Below are 13,931 nucleotides of genomic sequence, written 5' to 3'. Positions count from 1 at the left end.
GTCGCGCCTAACGCGAATCTGGGGCGGGCGATAAAGCTTTCCATAGCTTCTGATTTGGCTATCTCTCTGATTATTCGCATGCCATATCTCCCAATCAAAGATGGGTGCTGGAGTCCCGGCACCCATAGTCTGCTTTATGTCGCGCTTTATTTTTGAGCCAGACCAGAGCCAAGGTCCGCACCCGTGACGGGATTTGCGGTTGTGTCAGATGCGGTTCGCAGCTTCATCATTTCGAGTGTGGTCGCCTCGGCGTCATTTAGCATTACCGATGCTGTACCGTCACCGCCATCGACTGCCGGCTGCGGGATTTCGACGTACTCAAACTCATCCTCACTGTTCCAGGGACCGCGCAAATTTGGCTCGCCATTGGACATGTTGAAATAGGTTCGGGCGAACTCAGGCATACCGGGCAGTTTGCCCTGCGGGAAATTCGGCTGGATGGAGTGGAGAGCTTTCTCGAACGATTTCTGATGCGCTATTTCACGCGTCATGAGGAAGCCCAGCGCGTCTTTGATGCCCGGATCGTCCACCACATTTATCAGGCGCTCGTAAACCATCTTGGCGCGGGCTTCTGCGGCGATGTTCGAGCGGAAGTCGGCAGTAGGTTCACCAATGGTGTCAATGTAAGCGGCTGTCCAGGGAACACCCGCGGAGTTCACCAATGGCGCACCTGCGCCGTACAACAGGCTGGTGATGTGGGAGTCGTTACCGGCACCGTTAATGGCACGGTACAGCTCGCCCTCTTCCTGTACACCTTCCGCCAGTTGACCCTTTGCACCTTTGTTGAGCATCACAATGATTGACCCGACGATTTCGAGGTGGCTCAGCTCCTCGGTAGCGATATCCATCAAAAGGTCTTTTCTGCCTGGATCTTCTTCTGCCAATGCCTGGGTAAAGTAGCGAGCAGCGGCCGCCAGTTCTCCCTGGGCACCGCCAAATTGTTCAAGTAAAAGATTCGCCAAACCTGGATTGGGCTGAGCAACACGGACGGTGTACTGAAGACGTTTATTGTGTAGAAACATGTTCATTCCTCTCGTTCACGGGGTCATGTCATCACTTCGGATGACTGCGCTTGCAAACTAATGAGCGGAGGATTGAGCGGAAAATTTCAGCAGTTTTTGATTGGGTTGACGAATGGTTTGCTTCAGAAGGTTCCCACTTTTTCGCCTGTTATGGACTGAGTGGTGGGCAGCAGCCGCAATAAGCGGCTGTGCCCAAAGCGTCACTTTTTAGCTTCGAGGTCGGGATTTTCTGACCGGATCAGGAAGGCTTTCGTAATCTCGGGCAAGTGCTCCAGAAGCCATTTGGCCATAGCTTCTTCCTGCGCAAGAATTTGTTCGCAAGCTGCCTGGGTCTGGGCATCGCCAGCCGCTTGCGCCGCCGCAATGAGCACCTTGTACGTAGCGATTTCTACGTTCTCGAATACGTAGCCAGCCATCGCACCTTTGACAACTTCGTCGCTCATCATTGACCCGCCTACGGCTTGTCCAAACGCCATCAGCTTGCCGGTCAGATCTTTGATCGTCGAAGCGCTGCCGCCAAGGCGGGACAGACATTCATCGATCAATTTTTGCTGACCGAGGGTTTCCTGAATGTGCTGATCGATCCGGGATTTGAGCTCGGGATAATGCTCAAGGCGCTCAGATTGAGCAGTGAGCATCTTCTCCGCCTGTTGCTCCATAGCGTGGGCATCGCGAAGCCAATCGAGCAGGTTTTCTTTTGGGCTAGCCATGTGAACATCCTCTTGGTGAAGGTACACGATGGATGCAGGTGTTTATCGAGAGTTCAGTCAGCGTGATGATCGGCCCCGTACGGACTTTTCAGGGGGCAATGGCCGAAGCGTGTCTATCAGTTCTCCATAGCCGTATCGTCATATTCAAACTGCAAGCGCGCCAACGTGCGGCGCGTCTTACGGAGGTGATAGTTGCTTGTACGCACGATCTGAGCCGATTCCAGGCGGAACCTGACAGAGTGGAAGCCGCTCACGCTAACGTGATGGCTCCCTAAGTGACGCTTTGGGTGGGTTGGGCTCTATCATGAGCGAGCGTTCATCATAACCCGCTGGATACTGACTTTATGAGAGAGCTGCCGCCCACCGCGACCTGGCGCGCAGTTGAAGCTGCCACCCGGCACTTGACCTTTACGTCGGCCGCACAAGGGCTACATGTGACATGGGCCCGTCCCATGACAACGGAAGCCAGTAAACGATACTGAAATCGTTCCTCTGGAGGTCGCCATGTATCCATCTACTCGCCGTAACACTTCGGCGGCGAGCAGAGAGTGGTTTTCCAGGAAGGGGATTGTTGAGCGTCAGGCTGGGGGCATCCTTTTCAAACCATTCAAAGCATGCCCTCAGATACACCCCCGATGTAGCAATCCACTGGAAGTGAATGGAGCTCCAGGGTTTGTGCAAAGGCCAAATGATCAGCCAAACAGGCTGTTGTATAACGCTTTTGGACTCTCAGAGCCGGAGCGGTCTGGCGCTGAGAAGAACAGCAACCCCTAGAGCAGCGGAAAGCACAGAACCGAGTAACACACCGACCTTTACCTCATCCACCAGGAGTGGATTTCCGGCAAAGGCGAGCGCCCCGATAAACAGGCTCATCGTGAAGCCAATGCCGCATAGCAGTGCTATGCCGTATAGATGGAACCAACCACATTCTTCCGGCAATTTTGCCAGACCTGAACGAATGGCCAGCGCTGAGAAACCGAACACGCCCACTTGCTTACCCAGCAAGAGCCCCAAAGCAACACCCAGCGGCACTGGATCAATCAGATTACCTGGCGACATGCCTGCAAAAGACACCCCTGCATTGGCAAAACCAAAGACGGGCACGACGGCGAAAGCAACCCACGGATGCAGCTTTTCCTCCAGATAGAGAAGTGGAGAGTTTCGCTCGTTGTTCGAATCACCCAGCGGAATGCAGAGTGCAAGAATGACTCCCGCCAAGGTTGCGTGAATGCCGGACTGGAGCATGAAGAACCACAGCAAACCGCCCGCCATCAGGTAAGGCCAGAGCCTCTTCACTCCACAACGGTTGAGCACGAGCAAAAACACAATCACGGCCAGCGAAGCCAGGAGCATGCTGATGGATAAACCGCTGGTGTAGAACAGTGCGATGATCACCACTGCCCCAAGGTCATCAAGAATCGCCAGCGCAGACAGAAAAATTTTCAAAGAGACAGGAACGCGCTTGCCCAGCAGGGACAAAACGCCCAACGCAAAGGCGATGTCCGTTGCCGCAGGGATTGCCCACCCACCCAGGGTTTCAGGATTTCCCCAGTTGATGGCAATGTAGATCAATGCCGGCAAAAGCATCCCTCCCAGTGCGGCAAAGCCTGGAAGTGCGCGCTGGCTCCATCTGGATAACTGACCCACGAGCATTTCACGCTTGATTTCGAGGCCGACCAGCATGAAGAAAATAGCCATCAACCCATCGTTGACCCAATGTTCGATCGAGAGACCGAATAGCTTGATATGCAGGGTTGAAAAGTAAGCTTCAGACCATGAGGAGTTGGCGACGACGAGAGCGGCAAACGCAGCCGCCATCAACATCAGGCCGCCAGCGGATTCGGCAGCGAAAAAGCGGGTGAGAAAAGCCAGCGTGGCAGGTGTTGCACGATGGCTATGGTCTTTTTCAAGACGTGAGGGATCCAGGTTCATAGGCGCGATAACCCCGCGCGGCGGCCCGACCTGCGCTAAGTTAAACCTGCCATGCCGCGTTGTGCGGTGACACCCAGCGGGGCATGTTACACAAATGTGCATGACAAGACGACCTGTTGCTGGCTACGAGGACATACAGCGATTACGACGGTTCCCCATGCGGGGTTCTTCACACGGGCACAGGTTGGTTGAACATCGCTCTGACATGTGATTTGGTGGCGCATGACTGGAGCACCAATACTGCCCGGGTACTTCGCCGAACCCACCTTGTTCATCAACCTTGAGGTTCCATGCAAATCGAGTTACTGGAGATTCGCGACCATCTTCAACGCTTCGCACCTTTCGATACCTTGCCCCAGGCATCGCTGGATGCTATCGCCCGGCGCGTTGAAGTCAGCTATTTCAAGGCCGGCAGCGATATTCTTGAGGCGGGAGCGGTCATTCAGGATCTGCACTACGTGCGCAGCGGGGCAGTGGAGGTTTATCGCAGAAATGGTGAGCTCTATAACCGACTCGTTGAAGGAGACATCTTTGGCCAGGCAGGTTTGCTGCGCAGCAACAAAGTTCGCTTTCCTGCCCGGGCCCTGGAAGACAGCCTGATTTACTTTATTCCCGCAGAGGTGTTCGCTCAGTTATGCGCGCAACACGATGCCTTTGCCGATTTCGTTGAGGCTGAAGGCCACTCCAGACTCAAGTCCGCCGTCGATGCCCAAGGCCGTGCAAGCGAGTTGATCCAGCTCAAAAGTCGCGCTTTGATTTCTCGTGCGCTGGTTTGGGTCGCATCCGATACCTCGGTGCATGACGCCGCTAAAGTCATGACCGAACAAAGTGTTTCTTGTGTTGTGGTTATGGCTGCGGTTGAAGGCGAAGCGGCAAAGATGGTCGGTATCGTCACTGATCGTGATCTGCGTACCCGTTTGGTTGCCTTGGGGCTAAGTGGGGTGTCTACACCTATCAGTGAAGTCATGTCCAGTGATCCCGTAGCAATACAGGCAGATGACTCGGTGTTCGAGGCCATGCTGGTGATGCTGAGGCGCAATATTCATCACCTGCCAGTCGTGTACAAGGGCCGTACCTTAGGGCTGATTAATCTGTCGGATATCATCCGTTACGAGTCCCAGAGTAGCTTGTACCTGGTCAACCGAATATCCAATCAGACGTCTGTCGCGGGACTGCGCTCGTTGCTCCGCGATCTTCGCGCGACCTACATTCGCATGGTGCGGGACGGCGCGACTGCGCACATGATTGGCAGCGCTATTTCAGGTATTGGCCGGGCCTTTACCCAACGTCTGATTGAGTTGGCGGAGAAAGAACTCGGCCCGCCGCCAGTACCGTACTGCTTCATGGTATTGGGCTCGATGGCACGAGATGAACAACTGCTGGTAACCGACCAGGATAACGCTCTGGTGCTGGATGATCGGTTCGATCCCGTCCTGCATGACGGTTATTTTCACAGTCTGGCCACATTCGTCAGTGATGGCCTCGCAGCGTGCGGTTATAGCTACTGCAAGGGTGGGGTGATGGCCACCAATGATCAGTGGCGGCAGCCGTTACGGGTCTGGCGGGCCTACTTTGAGCAATGGATTGAAAAACCAAATGCTGCGACGCTACTTAACAGCTGTATTTTTTTCGACCTCGATGGTGTCTATGGCCAGCTAGATCTCGTTCAGGAACTCAAGACGTTGTGTGCGGAAAAATCCAGCACCCATCCCGGGTTTCTTAACGCAATGGCCCGGATCGCGCTGAACCGTACACCTCCGTTGGGATTCTTCCGTACTTTTGTAGTGGAAACAGACGGCCAGCAGAAGAGAATCATCAATTTGAAGGGCAGGGGAACAGCGCCCCTGACCGATCTCATCCGCATCCATGCTCTGGCATGCGCCAGCACGGCGCAGAACTCATTTGATCGCCTCGATGCAATCAGCACGACCCAGCGTTTACAGCCCGATGCAGTTGAGCATCTGCGTTACGCATTGGAGTTTTTGTCCATGGTCCGCATCCGGCATCAAGCAGACGCCCTGGAGCAGGGCACGACGCCCGATAACTACATCGAGCCTGAGCGCTTTTCGACCAGTGAAAGGCACAACCTGAAAGAGGCGTTTCAGGTGTTGAGCAATGCGCAGAATTTTCTGCGGTTTCGCTATCCGGGCAAAGGGCGTCAGCCGCAATGATGAATGGCCGCTCCGTAAGCAAACCTGAAACCGTGGAGTGGGCCGACAGGTTTCAGACATTGGCTAAGAACGCGATTAATCCTTGCGTGCGAAGCTTCTATGAAGCTGGCGTCGTCGACGCAAACACCCCCATAGAGCAAGTGCAACTGCTGGCCATGGATGTGGAGACGACCGGCCTCAATGCGCAGAGCGATAGCATTGTCAGCATCGGGCTGATGCCGTTCAGCTTGCAACGTGTATGCTGTGGTCAGGCATTTTATCGGGTGATCAAGCCTCCCTCAGGGCTGAGTGACCAATCGATCACGTTCCACCACATAACCCATACCGATATTTTGCAGGCTCCCCCCCTGACGGAGGTTGTGGACGCCCTGTTGGGTGCGATGGCAGGGAAGGTGATGGTTGTGCATTACCGCAATATGGAGCGAGGCTTTCTTGATCAGGCGTTTCGCCGTTACCTGGGAGAAGGGCTGCAATTTCCGGTCATTGACACCATGCAGCTGGAAGCACGAATGCACAGACAGAAACCGGGATGGCTCGACCGGCTTCTGCGTCGTCCTCAGCCCTCGATCAGGCTGGCTGACAGCCGCGTGCGCTACAACCTGCCAAACTACCATGCGCATCACGCATTAACCGATGCCCTTGCTACTGCCGAGTTGCTGCAGGCGCAAGTAGCCAAACACTACTCCTCGTCGACTCCCGTCGGGGCGTTATGGGATTGACCGGCTGTCTTGGGTAATCGAAGGTTTATTGCGTAGAACCGCAGAGACTTTTCGGCGCCAGGGAGGCTGGTTGAACCGGGTACCTGTTGTTCACAATGGGCAGGAACAGGTCAGCCATCCTCATGCCACACTGCGAGGTAGCAACGCTTCCAGAAGCGTTACAGCCCCGCAGTTCCTGAAGATAATGGCGAACCCTTCAGGCGTCAGGCTCGGGGTTCAGACATCAGGCCTTTGACCAGCGAAATGCAGCCCAGCATCAGTACGATCGCGAAGGGCAGGCCGGTAGAAACTGCCATCGCCTGCAATGCGATCAGACCACCCCCAAGCAGCAAAGCGATAGCGATTACGCCTTCGATAACCGCCCAGAACACGCGTTGCGGGACAGGCGCGTCGACCTTGCCACCAGCTGTGATGGTGTCGATCACCAGCGATCCTGAGTCAGAGGACGTAATGAAGAAGACAATGACCAGGATAATCCCCAGAAACGAGGTGATTTCCTTGAGCGGTAAATGCCCGAGCATTGCGAACAATTTGAGTTCCAGAACGGCATCCTTGACACCGACAAATCCCTGGACCGTGGCCTGGTCAATCGCCGTTCCGCCGAACGTCGTCATCCACAACACTGAGACGAGTGTAGGTACCAGCAACACCGAGACCAGGAACTCTCGAACTGTTCGGCCACGACTGACACGGGCGATAAACATCCCGACAAAGGGCGACCAACTGATCCACCAGGCCCAGTAGAACGCAGTCCAGCCTTGAGTGAACTCGGTGTCAGTTCTTCCAAAGGGGTTGGATAGTGCCGGAAGGTACTCTGCATAGGTCACCAGGTTCTTGAAGAACCCGCTGAAAATTGCCAGGGTCGGGCCCACTACAATAATGAACAGCAGCAGCAACAGCGCCAAACCCATGTTGATCTGGGACAGCAGCTTCACGCCTTTGTCCAGACCTGCCAAAACCGACCATAGTGCGATCAGTGTAATGCCAATGATCAGCACAACTTTGCTCAGGTTCGTGGACTTGATACCGAATAGATACTCAATCCCCGCAGCTGCCTGTTCTGCACCGATCCCTAGTGATGTCGCCAATCCGAAGAGCGTGGCGAAAACCGCGAGTATATCGATGATATGCCCTGGCCATCCCCAGACACGCTCGCCCAGCAATGGATAGAAGACCGAGCGTATTGAGAGCGGCAGACCCTTGTTGTAAGAAAAAAGAGCAAGGGACAGAGCAACAATCGCGTAGATCGCCCAAGGGTGCAGTCCCCAGTGGAAGATTGTTGAGGCCATCGCCAGGTCGGCGGACCCTTTCATATCGCCTGCAGCACCTGCCAGCGGAGCCCAGTCGGTACGCGCCCCATTAGCGTCGAGAGTGACACCACCCATTGACGCGGCGTAGTGCGACATAGGTTCGGCAACGCCATAGAACATCAGTCCGATACCCATGCCGGCGGCAAAGAGCATTGAAAACCAACCAATGTAAGTATGGTCTGGTTTGGCGTCTCTTCCGCCCAGGCGAACCTTGCCTAACGGGGAAACAATCAACGCCAGACACAGCACAACAAACACGTTCGCCACGCTCATGAAAAACCATGCAAGGTGGCTGGTCAGCCAGTCGCGGATGGAGCTGAAAAGGGGTTCGACCTCATTCTGTAGCGCCAATGTCAGAATGACGAACAGCAATATTGCAGCTGCCGAAATGATGAAAACTTTGCCATGGATATCGAGCGAAAAGGAGAAGTCACCCTTTATGTTGTCTTGGCCGATGACGTAGTCGGTATCAATGAGATTAGCGGCACCGCTGGGAGCAGGAATGCCGTCCTCACTGACGGGCTGAGGATTGACGGGTAGATCATCCTTTGGATTTTGACCCACGAGAGCCTCCTTGGTTAGGGCACGCATTGCGTGCATTTATATTGATGCCCGCTGTTCCGAGGGTAGAACGAGATACTTGGTTCCCCAGTCGGATCGAACAATCAATCGGCTGTCAGGTGCCGAGGGTGTGGGTTGTCCGCCCGAGCAATCGGGGGATCAGCGTCAGTTGCAATCTCTGGAGCGAAGCCATTCACCCTTGAGAACAACTTTATGAGGTCAACCAGGCTGCGGTCACAGGCCTGGTAAGCGATCGTTTATGTCCGTCAGAACGCTGAACATTAGAGCTGATCATTGAATTGAAAATCACGCCTTGTGCGCAGTGCTCACACGCGACTCAGGCAATGTGCAGTGATGGTGTGAACTCTAACGGCGGCAGGATTTTGGGCCGCTAAGCCCGTCCTTTAAACTAAATTTTTCTTAAGGCAGATTAATGCACGCTTTTTATCCAACCTGTTCTGTTGCCAGGTCAGTTGCAGTCGCGGCCTTGGTCTTACGCACAGCTCCAGAGCTCTATTGACGCGTCACTGCTATTGGGTACTCCTACCCATTCGCTCATCAAGTGGCAGGCGTCATCGAAACACAGCTGAAAGTCACCAGCTTGCGGTGTGCGAGCAAGTTTGAGCGGCTGCAGGGGCGGCATTTGACGGTGGTAATGCCAACTGCCGTTTTGAAGTTGTGCGTCTGGCGGGATCTCCATGCCCGCGCCAGCCCCACGGACCCGGGCCTCACCCAACAGCAGGCCCTGCTCGGTGACGCGATAGTCTTCCTCCCAGCGGATTTTTTCGATGGTGTGGGTCCAGGCGAGCGTGAAATGGGAGAGGGGGAGTTGGGCCCACACCACACCTGCAAGGCCCAGACACAAACCGATCATGCTTTCGCCAAGCCTGACTGACGAGCGCGCCAGTAGTGCTGGCCGATCAATAATAAGCCCAGCGCGAAGCCGATCTCATCGGTCAACGGCAGAGCCACTACCAGTAAAGCTCCGGCGATGAAGCTGAGTGAGCGTTCCCATACCGGCATTTTCTGTTGCAGATACCCGGTGGAGGCCATGCCCCAGAGGCCCACGGCCAGGGTTGTCTTGATCAGCATGTACGCGGTCATCCACAGGTTGTCACCTTGCAGCATAAGTGCCGGGTTATAAACCGCCATGAATGGAATGACAAACCCGGCCAGCGCGATGCGTACCGCCCATAGACTTATCTTGAATCCTGTCTCTTTGGCAATCGGCGCAGCGGCAAAGCAAGCCAGAGCGACCGGCGGGGTGAGGTCAGCAAGGATGCCGAAATAGAACACGAACATATGCGACACAATCAGTGGAACCCCTAGCTCCAACAGGGCCGGTGCGGCGATTGAACTGGTAATGATGTAGTTGGGAATGGTTGGGATCCCCATGCCCAAAACCAGGCAAGTGATCATGGTGAGGATCAGTGACAACAGCAGATTGTCCCGGCCAATTGCCAAAATGTAACCAGCGAAGGTTGATGCAATACCGGTAAGTGAAACCACACCGATGATGATGCCGACTAATGCACAGGCAATCCCGACTGGTACTGCGTGACGTGCGCCATCAACCAGTGCATGCAGGCATATAGTCAGGGTCTCGCGACCGCCCTTGATAAACCAGCAGACCGCTACCAAAACTGCGATGACCGCGAAGATCACTGCGATCCCTAACTGGAAAAAGCCGACGCACAGCACCCCCAACGCAATCCAGAATGCGCAGCGTAAAGCGAAGCTGGATACCCTGAGGATGATCGCCGAACCGAGAATCACAATGGCAGTCAATGCCAGCCCAACCATGCCGGAAAACAGCGGGGTGCGTCCCGAAAATAGTAGATAGACCAGCACCAACAGAGGAATCAGCAGGTACCAGTTTTCCTTTACAGCGCCCAGCGCGCTGGGGCATTGGTCTTTGGGCAGTCCCTGTAGACTGGAGCGTTTGGCTTCCAGATGAACCATCCAGAATACCGAGCCGAAATAGAGGATAGCGGGAATCAGTGCAGCCTTGGCGATCTCTACAAAAGGCACGTTGATGGTTTCAGCCATGATGAATGCCACTGCGCCCATCACGGGCGGCATCAGTTGGCTGCCCATGCTTGAGGTTGCTTCCACCCCGCCAGCGAACGCTGCCCGGTAGCCGAAGCGCTTCATCAGCGGAATAGTAAACTGCCCTGTAGTGACGACATTCGCGATGCCCGAGCCGGTGATGGTGCCCATCAGTGCTGAAGAAACAACCGCTACCTTCGCTGGCCCTCCGGTTTTGTGGCCGAACAGTCCCATGGCGAAATCAGTGAACAATTTGATCATGCCAGCCTGTTCAAGGAATGCACCAAACAGGATGAACAGAAAAATGTAGGTGGCGGATACGTAAGTGGGGGTTCCGTACAGCCCTTCGGTACCAAAAGACAACTGGTTGACGATCTGGTCGAAGCCATACCCTCGGTGGGCCAGATCACCGGGCAGGTACTCCCCCAATAAACCATAAGCCAGGAACAAACCACAGATCACCGGGAGTGCGATGCCCATCACCCGCCGGGCAGCCTCGAACACCAGCGCGATCAAGACCAGCCCGATCACCATGTCGCTGGTGGTCAGGTCACCAGAGCGCTGAATCAGATCCGCCTCAAATACCCACTGATAGAGTGCGGTGGCAATACTGGCCAGGCTTAGTACCCAGGCCAAAGGTTGCCAAGGGCGTTTTTTGCCATAAGCCGGATAACTCAGAAACACCACCCAAAGGAGGAAGCCAACGTGGACGGCCCTCAATATCTGGCTGGAGATGGGTGCAAACGCCGCGGTGATGATCTGAAAGATCGAAAACGCCAGCGCTACATAAAACAAGGTTTTTGGCCAGTCCCGCGGGTTCGCGGGAATACCGTGCTGATCTTCACTCATGTGCTGCCTGCCTCATGACTGCATTGAAATCGAGCGACGTGTCGGTGCGGCGGCACGTGGCGCCTCTGCACTTTGCCTGTTTAGAGCACGCCTTTTTCTTTGCAGTAACGCTCGGCACCCGGGTGCAGTGGGATGGGAAGATTTTTCGCGGCATTATCCAGCTTGATGTCTTTGGCTGCTGAGTGAGAGTTGCCCAGACGCGTGAGGTTTTCGAAGATCAGCCTGGTCATCTCATAGGCAACCTCATCCGGAACATCTTCACGAGTAACGAGAATGTTGGTGATCGCAACCGTCGGTACTGCCTCCGGTTGCCCATCATAGGTATTGGCCGGAATCATTGCGCTCTGGTAGGCAGGGTTGCCAATATTCGCCACCACGTCGACGGGGATCGAGACATAGTTCAACGGCATGACCGAGGACAGGTCGCGAATCGCCGCCATGCCAAGCCCGGACGACTGTAGTGTGGCGTCCAACTGGCGGTTTTTGATCAGTTCGACAGATTCAGCGAAGGGCAGGTACTGAACTTTACCCATGTCTTCATAGGTCAATCCGGCCGCCTTGAAAATCGCCCGTGCATTGAGCTCCGTGCCTGACTTTGGGGCTCCGACTGAGACGGTTTTGCCTTTGAGGTCCGCCAGCGTCTTGATGCCTGATTCCTTACTGGCCACGATCTGAATGTAGTTGGGATAGGCCCCTGCAATGGCGCGCAGCTTGGTCAGCGGCACTTTGAATCCAGCGTCCTCCACACCATTTTTTGCGTCGGCAACCGAATCACCGAGGGCAAAAGCCAACTCTCCGCGCCCGGACTGCAGCAGGTTCAAATTCTCCACCGACGCTTTGGTGGCTTGAACCGAGGTCTTCACGCCAGGTATTGCTTCACCGTAGATTTGTGAAAGGGCAACCCCGATCGGATAATAAACCCCGCTAGTGCCACCGGTGAGTACATTGATAAACACCGGTGCAGCCTGTGCAGCGGTGGTTGCTACTGCCAGGGTTGCCGCAGCGGCCAGAAGGGTGAAGCGCTGTGTTACTCGCATTGGGAATGCTCCGTCTTGTTATGGCTTTATCCAGAGTCATTGCACTGTAGTTGATGCAGGCGAAAAAGTTGGCGAGTTGCTAGCCAATGTTTGCGCAGGTGTATAGCGAGAACCGTAAAGCTGTCCGGTCTCGGTAGCATAGGCGTGCAAACAGCGGTGTCGGGCATTTGGACGTGGCGGTTTAATTGGGTAGTCTTGCTGACACAGAGTGCTGAACCGCAACTGGAAGCCATCGAGTGATCAAACCGATAATACTGATACGCCGTCGTTTCGCGTCGATGCGCTGGCGCACTCGTATTACGCTTTGGGCGGCCGCGACCATGGCGGGCCTGCTGGTCGTTATGTTTGCTCGTTTAGCCGATATGGCCCTGGCGCAATTTGCCCAGCAGACTGCCGAGCGGCCGTGGCTTCCCTTCATTTACACCCCACTGATCGGCATGCTGGTGGTGTGGCTCACGACACGTTTTTTTGTCGGTGCTCAGGGCAGTGGAATCCCGCAGGTGATTGCGGCGACACGCTTGGTTCATCAGGGCAAGCGCGTGGACGGTCTGGTGTCGCTGCGGATAGCCTTCGCCAAGATAGGGCTCGGCACATTGGCGTTGACTGGGGGCTTTTCGGCTGGGCGCGAAGGTCCCTCCGTGCAGGTCGCGGCCTCGATCATGCATTTCTTTCATCGGTTCTTGCCCAACGCGCGGATCATCCGGGCTGAAGACCTGATTCTGGCCGGTGGTGCGGCAGGTATTGCGGCCGCGTTCAACACCCCTCTGGCCGGCATCGCCTTCGCTGTGGAAGAGCTGGGACGCAAGCTGGAAACCCGCACCAGCGGGGTGCTGCTCAGTACCATAATCCTGTCGGGGATGGTCGCCATTGCCTTGCAAGGTAATTACAACTACTTCGGTCATTTCGACATAGAGGGCATCAATGTCGATATCGTCGCGCCAGTGATGGCGATCGGTGTCGGCTGCGGGTTGCTGGGCGGGTTGTTCAGCCGTATGCTGCTGTGGCCTCAGCGACATCGTCGATTTGTAGTCTGGGAGTGGCGCGCCAGCCATCCCGTCTGGTTTGCCGGGATCTGTGGCTTGATTGTGGCGATATTGGGTTGGCTGAGCGGTGGCATGTCTTTTGGCAGTGGGTACGGCATCACGTCCCATGTCATCGCTTCCGAAATCAGCCTGCCATGGCACGCACCAATCACGCGTTTTCTCGCCACGGTGGTGACTTATTTCTCGGGCATTCCCGGCGGCATCTTTGCACCGGCCCTGGCCGTGGGGGCCGCCGTAGGTGCAAACGTCGCTGATCTGTTCGGCCTGGCTGCGCAGCCCATGATCGCGCTATGCATGGTCGGTTTTTTGGCTGCAGTTACCCAGTCGCCCATCACGTCCGCGATCATCGTCATGGAAATGATCGACAGCCACTCTATGGTGATCAGCCTGATGGCTGTCGCCCTGATCGCCAAGGCAGTGAGTTCAAGAATGGGGCCTGAGCTGTATCAGCAGTTGGCTCGCGGCTTTATCCAGCCCTCGATGGATGAATCAGCGTCTCGTCAGGGCAGGCAGTAGAGCCGTGCTGCA

The 13,931-nt window shown here is 55.4% G+C and carries 10 protein-coding genes; 3 read left to right on the top strand and 7 right to left on the bottom strand.

The window, feature by feature from the left end; genetic code table 11:
- Positions 1–146: 146 nt before the first annotated feature.
- The 3 genes from AUC61_RS18220 to nhaA all read right to left on the bottom strand — a co-directional run bounded on the left by AUC61_RS18220 (position 147) and on the right by nhaA (position 3,664).
- Positions 147–1,022, bottom strand: a complete 876-nt coding sequence (locus AUC61_RS18220) for a manganese catalase family protein (protein WP_243247575.1) — start codon at positions 1,020–1,022, stop codon at positions 147–149.
- Between the two features lie 200 nt (positions 1,023–1,222).
- A complete protein-coding gene (locus AUC61_RS18215; protein ID WP_243247631.1) occupies positions 1,223–1,732 on the bottom strand; it encodes a ferritin-like domain-containing protein in 510 nt (169 codons plus the stop codon).
- Between the two features lie 729 nt (positions 1,733–2,461).
- Positions 2,462–3,664, bottom strand: a complete 1,203-nt coding sequence (nhaA, locus tag AUC61_RS18205; RefSeq protein WP_243247630.1) for a Na+/H+ antiporter NhaA — start codon at positions 3,662–3,664, stop codon at positions 2,462–2,464.
- A 290-nt stretch (positions 3,665–3,954) separates the two neighbouring features.
- On the opposite strand from nhaA, the gene AUC61_RS18200 reads away from it, so the two are divergent.
- Both AUC61_RS18200 and AUC61_RS18195 read left to right on the top strand, forming a co-directional pair.
- Positions 3,955–5,835 (top strand): DUF294 nucleotidyltransferase-like domain-containing protein, encoded by a 1,881-nt coding sequence (locus AUC61_RS18200; protein WP_243247574.1) that lies wholly within the window; start codon positions 3,955–3,957, stop codon positions 5,833–5,835.
- Positions 5,832–6,554 carry a 3'-5' exonuclease gene (locus AUC61_RS18195; protein ID WP_422765481.1) on the top strand — a complete coding sequence of 241 codons (723 nt, stop codon included), beginning with the start codon at positions 5,832–5,834 and terminating at the stop codon, positions 6,552–6,554. The genes AUC61_RS18200 and AUC61_RS18195 overlap by 4 nt, the downstream gene beginning before the upstream one ends.
- Before the next feature lie 203 nt (positions 6,555–6,757).
- On the opposite strand, the gene AUC61_RS18190 is transcribed toward AUC61_RS18195, so the two are convergent.
- From AUC61_RS18190 to AUC61_RS18175, 4 genes are all read right to left on the bottom strand, one after another.
- Positions 6,758–8,455, bottom strand: a complete 1,698-nt coding sequence (locus AUC61_RS18190; protein WP_279291073.1) for a BCCT family transporter — start codon at positions 8,453–8,455, stop codon at positions 6,758–6,760.
- A gap of 463 nt (positions 8,456–8,918) precedes the next feature.
- Complete coding sequence (locus tag AUC61_RS18185; RefSeq protein WP_243247572.1) at positions 8,919–9,299, bottom strand: DUF1850 domain-containing protein; 381 nt, start codon at positions 9,297–9,299, stop codon at positions 8,919–8,921.
- Positions 9,296–11,323: a TRAP transporter permease gene (locus tag AUC61_RS18180; protein ID WP_243247571.1), complete on the bottom strand. Its 2,028-nt coding sequence runs from the start codon at positions 11,321–11,323 to the stop codon at positions 9,296–9,298. Before AUC61_RS18180 ends, AUC61_RS18185 begins: the two co-directional genes overlap by 4 nt.
- Before the next feature lie 80 nt (positions 11,324–11,403).
- On the bottom strand, positions 11,404–12,360 hold the full coding sequence (locus tag AUC61_RS18175) for a TAXI family TRAP transporter solute-binding subunit (RefSeq protein WP_243247570.1): 957 nt from the start codon (positions 12,358–12,360) through the stop codon (positions 11,404–11,406).
- 236 nt (positions 12,361–12,596) lie between these two features.
- Here AUC61_RS18175 and AUC61_RS18170 point away from each other — a divergent pair, with 236 nt between their 5' ends.
- Positions 12,597–13,919 carry a chloride channel protein gene (locus AUC61_RS18170; protein ID WP_243247569.1) on the top strand — a complete coding sequence of 441 codons (1,323 nt, stop codon included), beginning with the start codon at positions 12,597–12,599 and terminating at the stop codon, positions 13,917–13,919.
- The last annotated feature ends 12 nt before the right edge of the window (positions 13,920–13,931 follow it).

It is taken from the genome of Pseudomonas maioricensis (assembly GCF_022790535.1).
In the GTDB taxonomy this organism is placed as follows: Bacteria; Pseudomonadota; Gammaproteobacteria; order Pseudomonadales; family Pseudomonadaceae; genus Aquipseudomonas; species Aquipseudomonas maioricensis.
This window is presented reverse-complemented; position numbering and strand designations above follow the sequence as displayed.